This is a genomic window from Streptomyces sp. NPDC005808 (assembly GCF_042871385.1).
GTDB lineage: Bacteria > Actinomycetota > Actinomycetes > Streptomycetales > Streptomycetaceae > Streptomyces.
Genome location: NZ_JBIAIK010000018.1, coordinates 84,972 through 105,051 on the forward strand (window position 1 = coordinate 84,972; position 20,080 = coordinate 105,051).

At 70.3% G+C, this 20,080-nt stretch carries 15 protein-coding genes; 4 read left to right on the forward strand and 11 right to left on the reverse strand.

The window, feature by feature from the left end; translation table 11 throughout:
• Positions 1 to 59: 59 nt before the first annotated feature.
• The 7 genes from ACFYPC_RS31705 to ACFYPC_RS31735 form a co-directional block, all read right to left on the reverse strand.
• Positions 60 to 3,908 (reverse strand): lipopolysaccharide biosynthesis protein, encoded by a 3,849-nt coding sequence (locus tag ACFYPC_RS31705; protein WP_391889615.1) that lies wholly within the window; start codon positions 3,906 to 3,908, stop codon positions 60 to 62.
• A complete protein-coding gene (locus ACFYPC_RS31710; protein ID WP_391889619.1) occupies positions 3,901 to 4,698 on the reverse strand; it encodes a polysaccharide deacetylase family protein in 798 nt (265 codons plus the stop codon). Before ACFYPC_RS31710 ends, ACFYPC_RS31705 begins: the two co-directional genes overlap by 8 nt.
• Complete coding sequence (locus tag ACFYPC_RS31715; protein WP_391889621.1) at positions 4,695 to 5,717, reverse strand: glycosyltransferase family 2 protein; 1,023 nt, start codon at positions 5,715 to 5,717, stop codon at positions 4,695 to 4,697. Before ACFYPC_RS31715 ends, ACFYPC_RS31710 begins: the two co-directional genes overlap by 4 nt.
• Complete coding sequence (locus ACFYPC_RS31720; RefSeq protein ID WP_391889624.1) at positions 5,714 to 6,532, reverse strand: glycosyltransferase family 2 protein; 819 nt, start codon at positions 6,530 to 6,532, stop codon at positions 5,714 to 5,716. Before ACFYPC_RS31720 ends, ACFYPC_RS31715 begins: the two co-directional genes overlap by 4 nt.
• 371 nt (positions 6,533 to 6,903) lie before the next feature.
• The gene (locus ACFYPC_RS31725) at positions 6,904 to 7,998 is read right to left on the reverse strand and encodes a GNAT family N-acetyltransferase (protein WP_391889626.1); all 1,095 of its coding nucleotides are present in this window, start codon (positions 7,996 to 7,998) and stop codon (positions 6,904 to 6,906) included.
• A 1-nt stretch (position 7,999) separates the two neighbouring features.
• A complete protein-coding gene (locus ACFYPC_RS31730) occupies positions 8,000 to 8,428 on the reverse strand; it encodes a hypothetical protein (RefSeq protein ID WP_391889628.1) in 429 nt (142 codons plus the stop codon).
• A gap of 193 nt (positions 8,429 to 8,621) precedes the next feature.
• Positions 8,622 to 9,830: a S8 family peptidase gene (locus ACFYPC_RS31735; RefSeq protein ID WP_391889630.1), complete on the reverse strand. Its 1,209-nt coding sequence runs from the start codon at positions 9,828 to 9,830 to the stop codon at positions 8,622 to 8,624.
• 309 nt (positions 9,831 to 10,139) lie between these two features.
• Here ACFYPC_RS31735 and ACFYPC_RS31740 point away from each other — a divergent pair, with 309 nt between their 5' ends.
• The gene (locus ACFYPC_RS31740; RefSeq protein WP_391889633.1) at positions 10,140 to 10,949 is read left to right on the forward strand and encodes an SGNH/GDSL hydrolase family protein; all 810 of its coding nucleotides are present in this window, start codon (positions 10,140 to 10,142) and stop codon (positions 10,947 to 10,949) included.
• A gap of 34 nt (positions 10,950 to 10,983) precedes the next feature.
• On the opposite strand, the gene ACFYPC_RS31745 is transcribed toward ACFYPC_RS31740, so the two are convergent.
• The 4 genes from ACFYPC_RS31745 to ACFYPC_RS31760 form a co-directional block, all read right to left on the reverse strand.
• Positions 10,984 to 12,600, reverse strand: a complete 1,617-nt coding sequence (locus ACFYPC_RS31745) for a serine/threonine-protein kinase (RefSeq protein ID WP_391889636.1) — start codon at positions 12,598 to 12,600, stop codon at positions 10,984 to 10,986.
• A gap of 57 nt (positions 12,601 to 12,657) precedes the next feature.
• Positions 12,658 to 14,445: a sulfite exporter TauE/SafE family protein gene (locus ACFYPC_RS31750; RefSeq protein WP_391889637.1), complete on the reverse strand. Its 1,788-nt coding sequence runs from the start codon at positions 14,443 to 14,445 to the stop codon at positions 12,658 to 12,660.
• Complete coding sequence (locus tag ACFYPC_RS31755) at positions 14,442 to 15,989, reverse strand: tetratricopeptide repeat protein (RefSeq protein ID WP_391889640.1); 1,548 nt, start codon at positions 15,987 to 15,989, stop codon at positions 14,442 to 14,444. The genes ACFYPC_RS31750 and ACFYPC_RS31755 overlap by 4 nt, the downstream gene beginning before the upstream one ends.
• Before the next feature lie 182 nt (positions 15,990 to 16,171).
• Complete coding sequence (locus ACFYPC_RS31760; RefSeq protein WP_391889642.1) at positions 16,172 to 17,707, reverse strand: DUF4331 domain-containing protein; 1,536 nt, start codon at positions 17,705 to 17,707, stop codon at positions 16,172 to 16,174.
• Between the two features lie 364 nt (positions 17,708 to 18,071).
• On the opposite strand from ACFYPC_RS31760, the gene ACFYPC_RS31765 reads away from it, so the two are divergent.
• The 3 genes from ACFYPC_RS31765 (at position 18,072) to ACFYPC_RS31775 (ending at position 19,951) form a co-directional block, all read left to right on the forward strand.
• Positions 18,072 to 18,614: a sigma-70 family RNA polymerase sigma factor gene (locus tag ACFYPC_RS31765; RefSeq protein ID WP_391889645.1), complete on the forward strand. Its 543-nt coding sequence runs from the start codon at positions 18,072 to 18,074 to the stop codon at positions 18,612 to 18,614.
• Between the two features lie 151 nt (positions 18,615 to 18,765).
• The gene (locus ACFYPC_RS31770; RefSeq protein WP_391889647.1) at positions 18,766 to 19,566 is read left to right on the forward strand and encodes an anti-sigma factor domain-containing protein; all 801 of its coding nucleotides are present in this window, start codon (positions 18,766 to 18,768) and stop codon (positions 19,564 to 19,566) included.
• A gap of 115 nt (positions 19,567 to 19,681) precedes the next feature.
• On the forward strand, positions 19,682 to 19,951 hold the full coding sequence (locus ACFYPC_RS31775; RefSeq protein ID WP_384387264.1) for a hypothetical protein: 270 nt from the start codon (positions 19,682 to 19,684) through the stop codon (positions 19,949 to 19,951).
• Positions 19,952 to 20,080 lie beyond the last annotated feature (129 nt).

Genomic DNA, 20,080 nt, shown 5'->3' on the forward strand with positions numbered 1-20,080 from the left:
GCCACTTCACCCCGTACGCCTCCGAAGGAACTACACCCTCCTTGTGCGCCTTCAAGGAACTACTTCATCGTCAGGAACCGCTGCACCAGTGAAGCCAGCAGTACCGCCAGCAGCGGCAGTGCGAACCAGAAGCTGCTCTGCAGCCACCGCAGTTGCCGCACGCCCGGCGGTACCGCGACCCGTACGATCTCCCGCGTGGTCAGCATCAGGATGAGCGCGACGGCCGCGAGGCCGCCCACCACCGACCATGGTGTCCACGTCACCTGAGGCCCGATCGGCCCGGGATCGGCTTTCGGGATCTCGCCCGCGGGCTGCTCGCGCAGCGCGTACACCGTCGCGTCGTCGTTGTCGAAGACCTTCTTCAGTTCCGGTCGTTCGTCGAGGTTCTTGAGGAGCCGCGTCTCCCAGGTCGGCGAGTAGCCCACGTCCAGCTGGAGGTAGACCACCTGGCTGCGGTTGATCATCAGATACGAGTTGGGGCCCGCGTCCCTGAGGGCCTTGACCAGGCTCGACACCAGGACCGGGTCGACGGGGGCCAGGGTCGGCAGGTACTCCACCTTCTCCATGTCCCGGGTGCCCCACGGCATCGCGGGTGTCACGTTCTCGACGGTGTCGTTGCTCATCCACAGCAGGCGTGCGGTCGGATCGTCGTGCGCGTACACGTAGTTCATGGCGGCGACCTCGCCCGGTCTGATCCGCTCGAAGGACTCGTTGCCCCAACGGGCCACCAGGAAGCCGCCCATGAGGACCAGGCCCGCCATGAGAGCCGCGAGCGGTGCGAGGCTGACGCGGTCCCTGTCCCGTTCCTTCGCGGTGACGCCGGTGCGCGGGAACAGGGCGAGCGCGGCGAGCAGGGCCGCGCCCGGGAGGGCGAACATGAAGACGCGCAGGGCCATTTCGCCGCCGTACGACTGCATGCCGAAGCCGAGGAACGGCACGAAGGTGAGGACGAGCAGCGAGCGTTCGCGGTACTTGTTCTCGCGGCGGCGCCACCAGCCGTAGCAGGCCAAGGTCATCACGCCGCCGGCCAGCAGCACACGCGCGTAGAGGACGAGTTTGTGGGTCGAACTGCCGCCCTCGATACGGCCGGAGACCGACGAGGACACATTGCCGCCGACTCCGCCGATCCCGCCGAACAGCTCGTCGAAGTGGCCCGACCAGTACGGCTCGGCCATGAAGCCGACCCAGACGGCGACCAGAACGGCGAACAGGATCGGCAGGCCGCGCAGTTCGGAGCGGCCGACGAGGACGAGGACCGCGAGAACGCCCAGCATCACGAACGGGGTCAGCTGGTGCGCCGGGACGGTCACCGCGAACAGACCGATCAACACCATGAGCAAAACGGCCTGCTGCCCGCGGTTCGCCGGTTCGACCTCCGCCTCGCCCGGCCGTCGCTTCGTCCAGAGCACCCGCGGTGCCCGGAACCAGACGAGGAGGATCGCCACGAAGACGAGGTACAGCAGGTAGGTGAAGCCTTGCGGCGAGAAGTAGTCCTGGCCGACCCAGCCGCTGAGCACGAAGATCCAGATGCCGGTCCACTTCGCGCGCCAGCTCGCCCGCATCGAGCGGACGAGCAGGAACATCGGTGCCAGGTAGAGGACTTGCATGGTCAGCGGCCACCAGCGGATCACCTCGGTGAGGTCGGTGACCCCGCAGGCCTTCGCGACGAAGGCGGCCGCCGCGAAGAAGCCCGGCCAGCTCCAGCGGGCGTCCAGGTCGGGTACGGCGGATCCGGTGCGGTCGATGTAGTCCAGGAAACCGAGGTGCTGCCAGGCCGTGGCGAACCGTGGCTCGGTCTCGATCACCGCGGGAAGCGCGTGCAGTGAGACCACGGTGGCGAGCAGCGTGACGAGCAGCAGCCCTTTGTGCTCCCGGCCCATCCAGAGCAGCGAGGCGAACACGGTGACCAGGAGGGCGGCGCCGACGAGGGTCGGCAGGGGCAGCACCGAGATGAGCCCGAGCCCGCCCATTCGGTCGAGGGCGCCGTCGTTGAGAGTGAGTGCGGGGACCCAGTAGAGGAGCAGGGCCGAGACCAGCAGACAGCCGAGGACCACCCCCGGTCTGGTCGGGGGTGTCAACCGCCTGCGCGGGGAGGGGGGATCCGTCCCGTCCGTCGGAAGCGGGAGCACCGTGGCCGGTCGTGCCCACCCGGCCGAGTCGCCGGATGGCTCGCCCCTGGCCTTTGAAGGGGTGCTTTCCGAAGGTGTGCTGTGAGCCGCCGCCGTCTTCTCGAAGGGCGCGTCTGTCTCCGGAGCCTCGGCCGGGCCCAGCGATGCCTCCGAACCCGGCTCCCGCGCCTCGACGGGCAGCCCGACCGACGGCCTGCCCAGCGCCCACGTCGGGCGGTGGTCCGGCCGTACCTTCGGTGTCCCCGTGGGCGGTGTTCCCGGACCGGGCCGCACGTCCGGCCGGCGCTCCAGGTGGTCGAAGTCGACGTGGACGCCCAGGGCGAGGGTGTCCGAGTCCAGCGCCCACGTGGGCCCGCGCTTCGGTGTGGGCACCTCGCGCGCCCCCAGGTCGGCGAGGTCCCCGTCGGGTGCGGCGCCCGCGGAGACCTCGGCGGGCGCGGTCCGCAGGATCTTGTACAGCCGGGGCGCGGAGATCGCCACGATCACCGCGAGGCTGGCGACCTCCGCGATGCCCGCGCCGGTCAGGCCCATGCGGGGGAGGAGGACCACCGTCAGACCGAGCACCAGAGTGCACAACAGGCCCTGGAGCCAGGCGAGTCCGGCTGTCCGGCTCTGGGCGCGCAGGACCGCGAAGTACGTCTCCATGACGACCCGCAGCAGCCCGCCGACGGCGAACCAGCGCAGCAGTGGCGTCGCCGCGTCCGCGTAGCCCTGGCCGAAGACGCGCAGGATGAACGGCGCGCCCAGGAACAGCAGCGCGCCCACCGGCAGCATGATCCGCGCCATCCGCCTGAGCGCGGCCCGGGTGTTGGCGGCGAGGCGTGCCGGGGCGTGCGAGCCCTCGACGGTGAGGGAGGCGCCCATGTTGATGGCGAGCAGATTGACCGTGCCGCCGATGGTCGCGGTGATGTAGAAGTACGCGTTGTCCGCGGAGCTGACCTGCGAGGCCACGATGACCGGGACGAGGTAGACCACGGCCAGCGAGAACAGCGACCCGGTGTAGTCGCCCGCGAGGAAGCGCCCGATCTCCCTCACCGAGGGCGGTTTCGTGTCCTCCTTCGTCGCCTTCACATGGCGGGGGACCAGACGCCGGAAGACCAGCCAGCCGAGCGGCACCGCGGACATGGCGATCGCCGCGACCCACGAGACGAAGACACCCGTCGCCGGGATCACGGAGGCCAGGGCGATGAGCAGCACCAGCTTCACCACGGAGAACACCGTGTTGCCCACCGGCACCCACAGGGCGCTGCGCAGTCCGGTCAGCACCCCGTCCTGGAGCGTCAGCAGCGACCAGGCGACGACGGCCACGACGAAGCCGAGGCCGGCCAGCGATCCGTGCAGGAACCGGTACGAGGGCCCCCAGCTGCTCAGCGTCAGCAGGAAGACGCCGGCGGCCAGCGCGACGACCACCGAACTGCCCAGGTACGTACGGAAGATGAGGCGCCCGGTGGCGCGGCCCGCGACCGGGATGAAGCGGGCCAGGGCGCCTGTCAGCGTGACCGCGGTGAGGCCCGCGAGAAGCTTCATGGCGGCGATCGCCGCGGAGCCCTGGCCGACCGCCGTCTCGGTGTAGTAGCGAGCGGCGATCAGCCAGTAGCCGAGCCCGAGCACCGCGGAGATGCCGGTGTTGAGCATCAGGGCGTAGGCGTTGCGGAACAGCTGGTTTCCTCCGCTCCCGCCCTTGCCCCGGCCGGGCAGGCGGAGACGGCGGCCCGTGCGCTGTGCGGGCGCCTCGGTGGTGGGCGATGAAGCCTGGGCGGCGGTGGTCGTGTCAGACACGGGAACTGATGGCCTTCCGGCGGACCTGGCGAGCTCTTCGGACCATGGCGTACCCCTTGGTGAGGGCGCGGTCCCTGGCGAAGTTGAGGGTGATCGCGCGGCCTTCGACCAGCCGCTCGAACTCCTCGATACCCGTGCTCCGGCGCACGGTGACGCGCCGCAGGGCGTACGGCCCCTGGCGGCGGCGGGCGAGGGCGTTGCCGACGGCGAGCGACTGGGCGAAGCCCGCCTCGCGCACCGCCGCGCGCACCCGGCGACTGGAGTAGCCGTACGGGTACGCGAACGACGCCGGACGGGTGCCCACCTCACCCGTGATGATCTCCCGGCAGCGTTGCACCTCGAACCGGAGTGCCGCGTCGGAGAGCTGGTCCATCTGCGGGTGCGTATGACTGTGCCCGCCGATCTCCACCTGCTCCGCCGCGAGCTCGCGCACCTGGTCCCAGTCCAGCATGGTGCCGAGCCTGCCGCCGGTCTCGTACGCGCCCCTGATCCAGCCCGTGGACACGAACAGCGTGGCTGCGAAGCCGTACTTGGCCAGCACGGGCAGGCCGTGCCGGTGCACGCCCTCGTAGCCGTCGTCGAAGGTGACCAGGACCGGCCGCTTCGGCAGCGGTGCGCCGTCCCGCCAACTCGCCCCGAGCCGCGCCGTGTCGACGGGGGTGAACCCCTGCGTGTCGAGGAGCGCCATCTGCTGGGCGAAGGCGTCCGGGGTGACGGACAGTCTGCGCGTCGCGTCGCCCGGCCGCGGCGCGATCGAGTGGTACATGAGGATCGGCACCGGTCCGTTCATGCCGCGGCCCCCTTGTCGTCGGCTGCCGGAGAGACCCCCTCGATCTCCGCGACGGAGAAGGCGGCGCCGCCCCTGCGCGCCCGGATGCTGCCGAGTGCGTACCCGCCCGCCGCTGTCAGCACTCCGGTGACGATGGCGCCCGCGCGTCCGGCGCCGCCCGGGCGGCCCAGCAGCGCGTCCCGCAGGCCGCGGGCGATCCCGGCGGGCAGCACGCGGGTGGCGTATCGGCGCTCGGACTCAAGTCCCTTGTCCGCGCCGACACTTCGTGCGACGAGGGCTTTGGAGAGACCCTCGGCGTACGCGCGCGTGCGGAAGTACGCGAAGTGTTCGCGCACCTTGGGTACCCGGTGGTGGATGACGGCGCGGTCGTCGATCAGGAGAATCGCGTCCGGCCGGGCGCGGGTGAGACGGATGCACAGCTCCGTCTCCTCACAGCCAAGCGGACGCTTGTCGCCGTCGCGGCCGATGCCGGTCGCGAAACCGCCCGCCGCGTCGAACGCCGTACGCCGGAACGAGGCGTTGCCGCCCAGGACGTTACGGACCCGGACCCGGCCGGGGGGCAGCCCCTTGTATGTGCAGCCCACCACCCAGTCGAACTCCTCGGGGAACCACGCCGGCCGGCGACCCGACGCCCAGATCGGCATCGTACGGCCGCCGACGGCCATGACCCGCGGATCCTCGTACCCCGAGGCGAAATGGAGCAGCCAGTCCCGCTCGGCCACGGCGTCGTCGTCGAGGAACGCGATGATCGCGCCGCGCGCGACGGCGATCCCGGTGTTGCGGCCCGCGGACAGGCCGCGGGGGCCCGCGTTGGCGAGCACCCGCACCCCGTCGGTCTCCTTGTACTCCCTGGTCAGCCGGTCGAGGAGCGCGGCGTTGTGGTCCACGACAAGGAGTGTTTCCAGCGCGGGCAGGGACTGCGCCCGCACCGAGGAGACCGCCGCGAGGATGTCCTCCCAGCGGTCCTCGGTGTAGACGCAGACGACCACCGAGATGCGCGCGATGTCCTGTTCGCTCAAGACACCTCTCCCCGACCCGAGTTGAGCTGGGAGGCGTGCGGCCTACGGCGCAGCGCACGCCGGTTGGAGCGCTCCTTGAGGATCACCTTGAGCACCCGGATCCCGTCCCGCACGGCCCGCAGGTTGCTCGATCCGTGGATGCGGAGATACTCGTGGCTCGGAATCTCCTGGACCTTGAGACCTGCCTTGACGACCCGGATGTTCATCAGGGTCTCCACCTCGAAGCCGGTGCAGTCGAGGTCGATCTTGTCCAGGCAGTGCCGCCAGAACGCGTTGTAGCCGTAGCAGAGGTCGGTGTATCGGGCCCCGAACTTGGCGTTGACGGCCGCGCACAGCACATGGTTGCCGAGCTTGCGGATCGGCGTCATGTCGGAGGTGCCGCCGCCGTTGGCGAACCGAGAGCCCTTGGCGAAGTCCGCCCCCGACACCAGTGCGGACACATACGACACGATCTCGTTGCCGTCGGCGGAACCGTCCGCGTCGACCATCACGATGATGTCGCCGGTGCACGCCTCGAACCCGGTGATCAGGGCATCCCCCTTGCCCTTTCCGCGCTGCTTCACGACTCTGACGTCCGGCCACAGGTCACGGGCCACTTCGACGGTGTTGTCGGTGGAATTGCCGTCGACAAGAACCACTTCGTGTATCCAGCTCGGAAGGGTCTTGAAGACGTACGGGAGATTCTCGGCCTCATTCATGGCCGGAATCACGACGCTCACCGGCGGCGCTATGGCCAGGTGAGAGGAGATCGGCCGGTACCTGCCGGCCGTGGTCGAATCTTCGCCCGAAACAGCTGGGCGCAGGACTGAGCTCATGAGTCTGGTCCCTCTCGTCCGGTGGACCGCCCGCCCCTGGGCGGTCCGGCTCTTTGTCCGGTTCGAAAGGGGGGTTCTCACTTACGGCACAACGAAATAGATCTCCGTGCTTGCCGGGTGAGCTGGCAAAGCTGCCGGCTTTCGGAAAAGACGAAAGCCGGTCGCGCGGACGACTCGGCACAACTGGTCACCGAGCACGGCACCCCCCTACCGCGCCCCGCGCCGGGCCACCGTCGCGATCTTGAGCCCTCCCCTAGATCGCATATACGTTGATGAACCGATGCGGGTGAGATGTACGACGGTATTGATGAATGAGACCGTATGGCAAGACCTGGAACGAGGCCTCACGTTTTTGTTGGTTTGACCGTTACCTAACGCCTCGAACGGATCTTTCCCATCCGCTTGAGCATTCTGTCGGCCGACTCGAACAACTCCGGCCTGGCCAGTACCGCGTTTCGCAGTGCCCGGACCGGCGCGCGGCGCGCCCTGTGTCCGACGGCGATCGGATGACGTCGTGTCACCCACCCTTCGGAAACGGTGAGTTCCCGTGTCTTCAGGGAGTCCTTGTATTCCTTCTGGCCCCGCCCAAGATCCAGATAGGCGATTCCGTCGGCGGCGGCCGCCTCGGCCATGCGCAAATGCAGGATCAGACCCGGCGAGTATTTCGAGAACGCCGGGTCGTACGCGGGGAACCAGCAGGCCAGTACCCGCTCCGAGCGCAGCCCGAAGTGCGCGGCGACCGGTTTGCCCTCGGCGTAGAGCACCGACAGGATTCCCGCGAACTGCTCGGAACGGGTGTGGAAGAGCTGCTCCACCAGATGGCTGATCCAGGGGTGCGCGAAGCGGTCACTGCGCCCGGTCCTGCGGTACTGCGCGGACTTCCAGTCCATCAGCGTGCGCAGCGCCTCGGGGTCGCGCTCGTCGTGGACGTAGCGCATCCCGTCCGCGTCCCGGCCGAGCTTGCGCTCCTTGGCCAGCGTCGACTTGGTGAACTTCGGTGATCGCTCCCGCAGTTGGCGCAGGTATGTCTCGTAGCCCTGGTCGACGTCGATGACCGGGGAGGGGAAGCCGACGGAGGCGGCTGCCTCGAACGGCGCCTGCCCTTCCACCAGGTGGTCGAACTCCCACACGGAGAGCCCGCAGGACCGCAGCAGTTCGTGCGCGTCCCAGGTGAACCCGGGTCGGTGCACGACTCCCTGGCAGTCGGAGACCCCGAGGCCGACGGCTCGGCCGATACCGGTTCCGGTGCGCTGGAACGGGAAGTATGCCGCGGGCTCGCCGTTCTCCCGTGCGACAGCGATCCGCACGCCCCGTCGGCAGCGGCCCGTCGCGAGGGCGAACTCGGGTGACAGGAATGGGTTCGCCAGCCCCGGTGAGCCGTTCAGATGGGCCTTCGCCTGGAAAGCCGTCCACGCCGCCCGGTCGGCGGCGGTCAGCTCGCCCGGGCGGTACACGCTGATGTCCACGTCAGGAAGCCCGCCTTCTCGCGGCACGGCCACGCAGGCGCCGTACCAGTACCAGCAGGAGCAGGACGGTGCTGATCGCGGTCACGGCCACCACCCCACCGGGCACCGACCACTGGTGCAGGGCCAACATGCCCTGGGCCACCAGCATGTTGACAGCGATCCCTCCGGCGACGGACACCAGCAGGCGGCCGAAGTGTTCCAGGCCGCGCAACGCGGCCGCGATGGCGACCGACGGCGCGGCGAGCAGGAAGAACAGGGTGAACGGACCGCGCAGCGGCGAGTCCACGTCGGCCAGCGCGAGCACCGCGCCGACTGCTGCGACGACCGTCGCGGCACCGCCGAGCAGTGGCAGCAGGTCCCTCCCCGGATCCCGCCCCGTCCCCTCCGTGGTGCCCGCTGAAGGTTCCTTGATGCGTCGTATGGTCTGCATTGGCGACTTTGCCCCCCGAAGCGCCGGATGCCGGGCTTCAATGTCGCGCAGCGTACGGCGGGCCGTCAAGTGCGGAAGCCGTTCGGACGGCCGACCCCGCCCGCGACAACTCGGCGCCTTCCGTGAACGGCAGTTCCCCGGAGGCGCCGACTGCCTCCGGGGAACTGTCACTCGGCTCGGCCGAGCCGACGTACTACGGGACGAGCTTGAGGAGCTTGTTCGGCGAGCCGGTGCCCGCACTGGTGACCACGTTGGACGTGGCACCGTTCACCAGGGCCGTGGAGACCTGCGCCGGGGTGGCGGAGGTGTGGCTCGCGAGGTAGATCGCGGCCGCGCCCGCGACGTGCGGTGTGGCCATCGACGTACCCGAGAGCGTGGCCGTGGCGGTGTCGCTGGTGTTGTAACCGGCGACGATCGAGGAGCCGGGGGCGAAGATGTCCAGGGTCGCGCCGTAGTTGGAGTAGCTGGCCCTGGCGTCCGTGCTGGTGGTGGCGCCGACCGTGATCGCCGCCGCGACCCGGGCGGGGGAGTACGAGGAGGCGTTGGCGTTGCTGTTGCCCGCCGCGATCGCGTAGGTCACGCCGCTCGCAATGGAGTTCGAGACGGCCGTGTCCAGCGTGGTGGAGGCGCCGCCGCCCAGCGACATGTTGGCGACCGAGGGGCCGCTGTGATTGCTGGTCACCCAGTTGATGCCGGCGATGACGCCCGCGGTGGTGCCGGAGCCGGCGTTGTCCAGGACGCGGACCGCCACGATGTTCGCCTTCTTGGCGACGCCGTAGGTGGCGCCCGCGATGGTGGTGGCCACATGGGTGCCGTGCCCGTTGCCGTCCTGGGCGACGGTGTCGCCCTCGATGGCGTCGTAGCCGTTCGTGGCGCGCCCGGCGATCTGGGTGTGTGTGATGCGTACGCCGGTGTCGATGACGTACGCGGTCACACCGGCGCCCCCGGTGTCCGGGTAGGTGTAGGTCGTGGAGAGCGGCAGCGACGTCTGGTCGATGCGGTCCAGGCCCCAGGGAGCACTGGTCTGCGTGGTGTCGGTGAGGTGGACCGTCTGGTTCTGCTCGACCGTGGCGACCGCCGGATCGGCCGCGAGTCTCGCGGCCTCCTGGGCCGAGAGCGTGGCCGTGTAGCCGTTCAGCGCGGCGCCGAACGTCTTCTTCACCGTGCCGCCGTACTCGCTGATCAGACCCTTGCCCTCGCTGGAAGAGGCCTTGAAACCGGCCGTCTTCTTGAGCGTGATGATGTAGCTGTCCTTGATGGCCGTGGGGGAGCCGGCGGCGAGCACCGTGCCCGTGGCCGGGGCGGCCTGGGCAGGGAGCGCGGTGAATCCGCCTACAAGGGCGGCGGTCGCCACGGAGGTTATCGCGGCGATCCTGATCTTCTTGCTACGGAGTTGTGCCATTACGAGGGAGTCCTCCTCGGGCGGCGGGCGCCTGGGTGGGGCGCGCGCGGTGTGGGGGTGCACTTGATCCGGCGCACAGCCCGGAGCGTCGCGTTCCACTCCGGGCTGAAGTAAGACTCGGTGATCTCCCTCTGTGACTCAAGGGAGTTGACCTCTTGTCACGACGCTGTCATGCACACGTAATCAAATTCAAGGTAAACGCACAGGGTGGGGCCCGGAAAGCGCCCGAAAGTCTTGGCATGGACACTTCCTGTCAACACGCGTAGCTGGTACGAAAGTTATGCAGAGATCCTGCTAAAGGGAGGTTCCATGAGACGTTCCCGAATTACGGCATACGTGACCTCGCTCCTCCTCGCCCTCGGCGTCGCCCTCACCGGGGCAACGACGGCGCAGGCGTCCCCCACCCTTGCGGCCACCGGCTATGTGGCCCTCGGCGACTCCTATTCCTCCGGTGTCGGCGCGGGCAGTTACCTCAGCTCCAGCGGCAACTGCAAGCGCAGCACGAAGGCGTACCCCTACCTCTGGGCGGCCGCCCATTCACCCTCGTCGTTCAACTTCACGGCTTGCTCCGGCGCTCGTACGGGTGATGTCGTCGCCAACCAGCTGACCCCCCTCAACTCCTCCACCGGCCTCGTCTCCGTCAGCGTCGGCGGCAACGACGCGGGCTTCGCCGACGTCATGACGACCTGTGTGCTCCAGTCGCAGAGCTCCTGCCTCGCACGGATCGCCACCGCGAAGGCGTACGTCGACTCGACACTCCCCGGCAAGCTCGACACCGTCTACTCGGCGATCAGCGCGAAAGCCCCGTCCGCCCATGTGGTCGTCCTGGGCTACCCCCGCTTCTACAAGCTCAACGGCAGCTGCCTGACCGGCCTCACCGAGGCCGAGCGAGCCGCGATCAACGGCGCCGCCGACTATCTGGACACCGCGATCGCCAAGCGCGCCGCCCACCACGGCTTCACCTTCGGCGACGTCAGGGGCGGATTCACCGGCCACGAGATCTGCTCCGGCAGCGCCTGGCTGCACAGCGTGAACCTGCTGAACATCGGTGAGTCGTACCACCCGACCGCATCGGGACAGTCCGGCGGATATCTGCCGGTGCTCAACAGCGTGACCTGATCACCCAGGACAGGTTCTAGGGGCCCTAGGGGTCCTAGGGAGACTCGGAAGCGGAGGCCTCGCCTGTCGGGGTCTCCGTCACACATGTCACCGAGAACGGCACCGAGTCGGACGTCGCGTGTACGGGGCTGCGAATCTCCACACCGATCTCGTTCTCGTACGTTCCCGACTCGTCGTACGTCGTCACGATCACCGTCTCCTGCTGGGTCCTGCCACCGCTCGCGGGGAATGAGAGGGTCTTCCAGCCCGGATCCGACACCTCGCCGGTCTCCGTCACCCAGCGGTATTCGACCTCGGCCGGCACCCGGCCGACCGTGAACGTCGCCGTGAACGTGGGTGCTTGCGCGTCGGGTGGCGGGCAGGCGCCGGAGTACTCGGTATGCGCACCCGCGACCGTCACCTGCGCCGTCTGGGCGGGCGGAGGCGTGGTCGTCCGGCTCTCGGTGGGTGTCGCACTGGTGGAGGGGCTCCCGCTGCTGGTGCCCGGGTCGCTCCCGCTGCCGCTGGTCTCCGGGTTCGAACTCACGCCGCCCGTACCGCTGCTGATGGCGGCCCCGCCGCCGTCCCCGTTGTCACGGTTCAACAGGGCGTACGTCAGTCCTCCCAGCGCGAGGGCGAGTGCCACGATCCCGGCGATCAGGACGACGGCCGCCCGGCGATTGCGGTCGGGCTCCGCGGTTGTCGTCCCGGCCGAGGTGACGGTGGCGTCGGCCGGCCCGTACGGCATCGGCGGTGTTGATCCGGGGGAGGTCTGGGGGAGTCCGGCGAGTGTCGGCGCTTGCGGGATCAGGGGAGGCGGACCGAAGCCCGGGCCGGCCAGGGTGCCGCCCGCCGCGACGATCCGCAGCTCGTGCTCGGCCTGCTCGGCGCTCAGCCGCCCGGCCGGGTCCTTGGCCAGCAGCCCCTCGATGACGGGGGTGAGCGGACCCGCGCGCCGCGGTGGCGGCAGCGGCTCGTCGACGATCGCGCGCAGGGTGCTCAGCGGAGTGTTCTGACGGAACGGGGAGTTGCCCTCGACCGCCGCGTACAGCAGCACCCCGAGCGACCACAGATCCGACTCGGGCCCGGGGGTCCGGCCCAACGCCCGCTCCGGGGCGAGGAATTCGGGCGAGCCGATGACCTCGCCTGTCATGGTGAGCGCGGAGCTGCCCTCGACCATGGCGATACCGAAGTCCGTCAGCACGATCCGTCCGTCGTTCGCCATCAGGACGTTGCCCGGCTTCACATCGCGGTGCAGCACCCCGGCCTCGTGCGCGGCACGCAGCGCGGTGAGCACCTCGGCGCCGATGTGCGCGGCGCGCTGCGGGTCCAGTGGCCCCTCGGCGTCCAGGAGATCGGAGAGGGCGAGACCGCGGATCAGCTCCATGACGATCCAGGGGCGGCCGTCGTCGGTGGCCACGTCGTACACCGTCACCACGTTGCGGTTCGTGATGCGGGCCGCCGCCCACGCCTCGCGCTCCAGGCGCGCGTACATCCGCTCGGCGTCGTACGCCGGGATTCCGCCGGGCGCGCGGACCTCCTTCACGGCGACCTCGCGCTGGAGCACCTCGTCGCGGGCGCGCCACACCGTGCCCATGCCGCCTTCGCCCAAGGGTGACAACAGGCGGTAGCGCCCGGCGATCACACGTTCACTGCCCGGATCTTCGGACACGGGTGTCCCCCCATTGGTATCCGCTGCGCATCCGCGTGATTTCCTCCCAAAAGTAGCTCAGCCGAGTACGGATGCAGCCCCCCTGAACACCAAGCCGGCCCCAAGCGCCACGACCACCAACGCCGATCCCAGCGGTGCGGTCCTGCGCAGCAGGGCCGCGGCCGGGCCGCCGGCCCACCGCGGGCGCCCGGCGAGCACCCGGTTCACCCCGTCGCCCAGCTTCACGACGGCGAACCCGGCCGCAGTGAGCGTCAGGGCGAGCCCGACGCCGTACGCGAGGACGAGGAGCAACCCGAACCACGCCTGTCCCAGCGCCGCGGCGCCCACCAGGACGACCACGGCGGACGGACTGGGCACGAGCCCGCCGGCGAATCCGAGCAGGATCGTGCCGCGGAGGGTGGGAGCGACGGGGTGGGTGTGGGTGAAGCCGCCGTGGGTGTGTTCGAGAGCGGTCCGCTTCTCCTTTGGGGCGGAGGCGTGCGGGTGGCTGTGCCGACGGACGGGGGGTTGGGGGTGCGGGCGGGCTTCCGCGGACGCGTGGGCGTGGGCGTGCGCGAGGACCAGGGGGCGTTCGTGCCGCTCGGCGTGGGGGTGCTCGTGCGCATGCTCGCGCTCGTCGTGCGGGTGCTCCGAGTGCGCGTGGCTGTGGGCGTGGTCGTGGCTGTGCGCGTGGTCCTGGTCGTGACTGTGTGGGTGGTCATGGTCATGGTCATGGCCGGGGCTGTGCGCGCGGCCGTCTCCGTGGTCGTGCGGGTGCCCGTTCCCGTTCCGGTGGGAGTGCCCGTGGGAATGCCCGTGCCCGTGTGCCCGGTTGCGCCAGGCGCGGCGTACGAGTGTCGCGCCCGCCAGCGTCACCAGGAGCCCGCTGGTGACGCCAAGCCAGGCGATCACGGAGGGGGCCGCGGCCGAACCGGCGGTGATCAGGAGGCCGAGGGCGACCACGCCCAGGGTGTGGGTGACCGTCACCGAGGCGGCGAGCGGCAGGACGTCACGCAGGCCCGCCCGGCCGCCGCGGGCCGCCGCCGTCGCGGCCATCAGGGTCTTGCCGTGGCCGGGTGCGAGCGCGTGCAGGGCGCCGAGGCCCACCGCGATGAGCAGCGCGAGAGCGGCGAAGCCGAACGTCAGGTCGTGGCCGGCCACCAGCGAGTCGAGTGCCTGGGTCCAGCGGTCGGCGCCGCGCGGCAGGACCGAGTCGGCGGGCGCGGCGCGGCCGTTGTCGGCGAGCGCGGGGCCACCGGCCCGCACCCGCAGGGACGCGGACGCGGTGTCTGCCGGCGACGAGAGCAGTTCCTGTGGGTACTGGGTGAGCTGCCGCGACACCGATTCCGTCGGTACGTCCGAGGAGGCGAGCGTCATCCGGTCGCCGCGCGCGGTGATCTCCCGCCAGCCCGGCCCCTTGTCGGTCCCCGCGCCCCGGAAACCGACGTCCACGGCGTCCAGTTCGGGGAGCGCCGCCGTCAACCGGCATTCCACGCGGAGGGTGTTGAGCCCTGCCTGCCCGGGTCGCACCCGCGCGACGCTCGTACCGACGGTGAGCGGGACCTCGCTGCCGCCGACGGTGACCGCGCTGTCCCGCGCGGCCGTCTCGCACCGCTGACGGGCCCAGTCCGTCAGCCCGAGCTGCTCGATCTGCGGCTCGGCCTGGGTGGCCGGGATCTCCGCGAGGTCCTCGACATGGTCGACCCGTAGTTCCCCGGGAGCGGCGACGAGACCGTCGTACCGGTTGACGGTGAAGTTGCCGAGTGGGTGGGCGCTCGCCTGTCCGGAGGGGACGAGGACGAGCGCGCAGGCGGCGGCGAGGACGGCAGCCGCTGAGCCGATCGCGCGGCGGAGCGTAGGGGTCACTTGCCGGCCTCCAGCGCCTTGCGGGCCTCGGTGGTACCCAGCGGCGAGAAGCCCGGGTTGAGGTCGAGGGCCGCTTCCAGCGAGGCGCCGGCCTCCTTCTCGTGGCCCGTGGCGCGCTCGATCATGCCGCGGTGGTAAAGGAAGGAAGCGTTGCGGTAGCCGGTGGCCGTCGCCTCGCGGGCGTACGGCAGCGCTTCCGCGTCGCGGCCGTTGACGTGCAGCGCCCAGGCGAGGGCATCCGCGGTGTGCACGGTGTGGCGGCGGTCCCACTCTGCGCGGGCCGCCTTCAGCGCGGCCGCCTTGTCGCCGTGGTCGGCGGCGGCCAGGGCGGTGTCGAGGTCGGCGTTGACGCCGTTGGCGCGGGCCAGCGAGACCCAGGCGTTCACCAGTGCGTACTGGTCGCGGGCCTTCTGGGCGTCGCCGTCCTCTCCGCGTGCCTCGTACAACTCGCCGAGCTCCACGAGTGGTTGGGGCAGTGGATACCGCTCCACGACCTGCTCCATGCCGCTGATCGCCGCCGCCCGGTCGCCCTGCGCGGCCTGCGTGCGGGCGCGGCCTTCCAGGGCGGGGAGATAGGTGTCGTCGGCGGCGAGCGCGCGGGCGTAGAACGTCAGCGCCGACTTGTAGTCGCCCTGGTTCCACGCGAGTTGGCCGAGGGCGGTGGCCACGTACGTGACGTCGCCGCGGGTCGTCGCCGAGTCGAGCGCCTGCTCCAGGACGCGTCGAGCGGTCTGTGCGTCGCCGCTCAGCTCGCTGACGTACGCGTACCGCGTGAAGACCGGGACGCCCGGGCGGCGCGAGTCGGCCGTGTCTGCGGCCTTCGACGCCTCCTCGTAGCGGCCGAGTTCGACCAGAGCGTCGATACGGGAGGCGAGGGCGCGCTCGCTGTACGGGTTCTGCTTGAGCGCCTGGTCCGCGTACTTGAGGGCGCCGGTGAAGTCGTGCCGCGCGGCGGCCAGGGCGGCAAGGCCGGCGAGCGCGGGGTCGTTGTCCGGGCGCAGCGCGAGGGAACGGGCGAGCGCCTGCTGTGCCTGCGGGTACCGGGAGGGATCGCCCTTCGTGCGGGCCTGCTCGATGTACGCGAGACCGAGCGTCGACCAGCCGCCGAAGTCCTTTGGCTGGGCCCGGAGATGAGCCTGCAGCGAGGTGATGCTCGCGTCGAGATCCGCGCCGGAGAGCAACTGCGGCGAGACGCCGGCGGGCGCCGCCGCGAAGGTGGCCGCGCCGCCGTCGTCCTGGAGAGCCCCGACCACTATGGCTCCCGCGGTGAGAGCGACGGCCAGCGCCGATGCGCAGAAGGTGAGTTGGGCCGCACGCCAACGGCGCCCGGACGCGGAGAGCCGTCGGACGGCGGCGACGCGGCGCTCGTCGGCCGATTCATTGGTGACCTCGTCGGCCACGTCACCGGCGACCGGGCCCGGCGCCTGGGCGTCGGCCGCCCCGGCACCCGCGGGATGATCCTCGGGCACGGCCTCCGCGGCACGGTCAGCGGGCTCGATGCCGCGTTCGCTCTCCGGCGCGCTGTCGTTCGTAGGCGGGGACATGCCCTCTCCTCGAAGTCCTTGGTTCCTTGGCGGAAACGGTCGTTGCGGGGCTGAGCGGCGCGGCCCGCGCCGTGGGGGATGAGTACGTGCGAGCCGCGCCAGTCGTTGAGCCGGGCCGGGCAGGCCCGGCCGGGGGACCGGGCGGCCGGGTCGGTGGCCCGGCCGCGGATCCGTGAGCCTGGTCAGTAGGCCCGGTCGTTCATCCTTCGGCGCCACCACATCAGGCCGCTGCCGATCAGCAGGAAGCCGGCCGCGCCCGCCGCGGCGGAGGCCGCGATCAGCATGGTGTCGGTCTCGCCGGAGGCACTCGTGGGCTGCAGCGCGTCACCGAGCTGGTTGCGCACGTCGGTCCCGCTGGTCGTGCCCTTGGCGAGCGTTCCGCGTGAACCCGCGGCCGGGATGGCCAGGTAGGGGAAGGTGTTGCCGAACTTCTTGTCGTTCTTGTCGACCGCGTCGCCCAAGTCGTTCTTGGAACCGACCAGTTCACCCTCGACGACCTGCAGCGCGATGTCGAGCACGTCGTCGCTGAGCCGGCGTCCGTTCGGGAAGCCCGCGGTGTCGCCGTCCAGCACACCGAGCCGCTTGGGCGAAGCCACCGGCTTGATCGAGGTGTTGAGCCGCAGTTCCTCCGCCGGGGTGACGTTGGGCGGCTGGTTGAGGCCCTCCACGCCCTTCAGGAACACGTCGACGAGGTCGTTGCGCGGCTCCGCCGGCGCCGGGATCTTGTAGATCGCCTCGATGAGCTTGGGCAGCTCCGGGTTGGTCACGTTCTTCAGGAAGTCGCCGTCGTTCCAGGGCGAGGACGCGTTGAACTTGTCCTTGTCCTTGATGGGGTTGACGACCTCGTTCACCAGCGGCATGCCCAGCCGGGAGACCTGCGTCCAGTCACCGGAAGCGTCCTTGCGCTGGGTGGTGGACCAGATGCCGACGATGGGCTGCTCGGCCGACTCCTGGATCATGTGGCTCGGCACCTGCAGGGCTATCGAGTTGACGTTGTAGCCCCTGAGGGTGTCCCGCCCGACCTCGGTCAGGTTGCCGCCGTACAGCAGGTCGAAGACCCGCAGATCCAGGAAGAACGGGTCGTCGGCCTGACCGGCGAACGTCGTCGAACCGCCCGCGAGTTCGTGGACCGCCTGGTCGCGCAGCTTGGCGTAGTCCGGCATCGACGCCTTGCCGACGTTCGACGGCGCCACGGGGACATCGTCCGCGACCTTCGTCTTCGACACCTGCTTCTGGTTCTCCAGCCGCAGCAGATCGATGTCGTACGTCTGCGTGATGTTGAGGTCGGGGTCGTCGAGACTGTCGACCGCACCCGTGTTGTAGAGGAAGGTGTCGCCGTTCTTGACGTGCGTCTTGAAGGTGTAGCGGTAGAGCAACTCGCCCTGCGCGTCACCGTTGTTGTCGATGTGGATGTCGTACTGGGCGTCCTCGGCGAACGTGAAGAAGTTCGGTCCGCCGGCCGGTTCCTCGAAGGGGATCCAGTTCGCCACGATGGTGGTCGTATCGGGCTTGTCCGGGCTCACGAACGCGTACACGTCCGTGTTGTCGTACTGCGGAGCCCCCGAGATCAACGGGGCCTCCCGATGGCTGGAGGCGGAGGCCGCCCCCGGTACCAATGCCGTCACGCCGGCGGCTGCGAGCCCCCCGGCGGCCAGCGCACCACAGACGAGGGTCGCGAGACTCCTGCGTCCCGCGCCACTCCTGAAGATAGGTGTCATGCCGTCCGTCCTCACGTCCCAATTGCCTGACGCACGCCATTCGGAGCGGTCGCCGGGGTGGATTGGTCAAATCCCAAACGTATCTACGGCGGTTTTCACAGCTTGTTTCAGCGACGGGCTCAGTTTCTGTGGCCGGCTGCGCGGTAGGCAGACCTGTTTTCCGCTGATGCCGCCTCGGGACAAGCCCGTTGAACCCACGGCGGCCTGACTCTGCGACAGACCTGTTGTCACGCAGACCCGTGTCCCGTTTCCTGGCTGCGGACCCGCATTTTCGGTTCGCCGATCCGTAACCCATCCGGGAGCGTGCTCGCTGCGAACACGTAAGTGACGGGACGGCCCTGCGGGGCCGGAGAGGGGGGAACACGTGGAGGCGGACGAACTCCTGGTGCTCGTGGCCGGAGGCAACCAGAAAGCATTCGAGGAGTTGTACGGACTGGTGTCCGGGCCGGTGTTCGGACTGGTGCGCCGCGTGGTGCGGGATCCCGCTCAGTCGGAGGAGGTGGCCCAGGAAGTGCTGCTCGAACTCTGGCGCTCCGCCGGGCGGTTCGACCCGCGGCGGGGCAGCGCCCTCTCCTGGGTACTCACTCTCGCGCACCGCCGGGCCGTCGACCGGGTCCGCAGCGCCCGCGCCGCCACCGAGCGCGAGCAGCGCGAGGGACAGCGCGCGCACCGCCCCGCCTTCGACCAGGTCGCCGAGGAGGTCGAGGCCGGGCTGGAGCGCGAGTGGGTCCGCCGCTGCCTCGACCGGCTCACCGCCCTGCAACGCCAGTCCGTCACCCTCGCGTACTACGACGGATACACCTACCGTGAAGTGGCCGAACGGCTCTCTCTGCCGCTCGGCACGGTCAAGACCCGTATGCGCGACGGACTGACGCGGCTGCGTGACTGCCTGGGAGGTCTCGCATGAGTGTTCCCGACCGCCTGCCCCACCGACTGCCCTACCGTGTGCCGGACCGCCTGCCCCACGCACTGCCCCACCGTGTGCCCGGCCGTCTGCCCGACCGTGATGCCCATGGACGACCGCACGGAGATCCGTGTGTACGAGAGGGAGGTGCCGGATGAGCCTCCTCGACCGGTTGCTGCGCCGCGATCTGCACTCCCTCGCAGCCCCCTACGCGCTGGACGCCCTCGCACCCGACGAGCGCCGCCGCTTCGAACGCCACCTGCGCGACTGCCCGCTCTGCGACGACGAGGTCCGGGCACTCACCGAGGACGCGGTGCGCCTCGCCTGGTCCACCGCGGCACCGGCGCCGGCCGCGCTGCGCGACCGGGTGCTGACCGCCGTACGGACCACACCGCAGGAGCCGTCGCCGCAGCTCGCGCCACACGGGCGTGTCCCCCACCAGCCCGCGCATCAGACCGCCCGCGGGCGTGCCCCCCGCTTCCGCCCGCTCCTCGCCCCGCTCGCCACCACCACGGCCGCCGCGGCCCTCGTCGTCGCCTCGCTCTTCGCCGTGCAGGCGACGCGGACCCAGGACCAACTGGACGTGGAGCGCGCCCAGGCTCGTGAGATCGCCCACGTTCTGGCGGCCCCCGATGCTCGCGCGGCCGGCGACCGGGACGCCCAGGGACGCGGTATCGGGGTGGTCGCCTCCGCCGCCGAGCGGAGCGCCGTCGTGACACTGAGCGGGTACGGGGCCCCCGCCCAGGGGGGCGTGCACCAGCTCTGGCTCATGCGCCCCGATGAGAATCCGCGCTCCCTGGGGCTCTTCGACGGCGACACGCCCCTGGTCGTCGACGGACTGAATACGACCGCGACGTCACTCGCTGTCACCGTCGAGCCCGAAGGTGGCTCAGCGCAGCCCACTACCGCACCAGTTGTCCAACTCGCCCTGGATTCGGTCGGATTCGGAGAGTAATCGTCAACACCCTTATGGGGAAGGTGAATCATGTGCCTGCGATACCGGAGTGCCACGAGGGGGCGATAGGGTTAGCCTGCCCGGGCCGGGTGGACTCGTACGGGTGGGGAGTGACATGGAACAGATAACAGTGCGCAGCAGGGCACGTGTCCCTGCGATCACGTGCGGGAGCAGTGCGACCAGCTCGCGCCTCGACCGCCATCTCGCGGTGCTGGGCGGTCCTCCCATCCCGCAGCGCGAGACAGCCGAGGCGACCTCGCTGATGCGTGAACTCACCTCGCGTGACACCGCGCACGAGAGCAGCAGCAGGGTCGCGCGAGTGAGGCGGGTCTCGCTCTTCGCGCCGCTCAAGCGGCTGAGCCGTTCACTGTTCGGCGGTCGCTGAGCAGGGCGGCGACACCGGCGTTCCCGACCCGCGCTCCGGCGGTCCCACCGACCCGGCGCAGCGCCGCTTTTCCGCGTCCGTCACCCCCCACGGCAGGCGGCGACGCCCGGTGTATCACCGGGCGCGGGT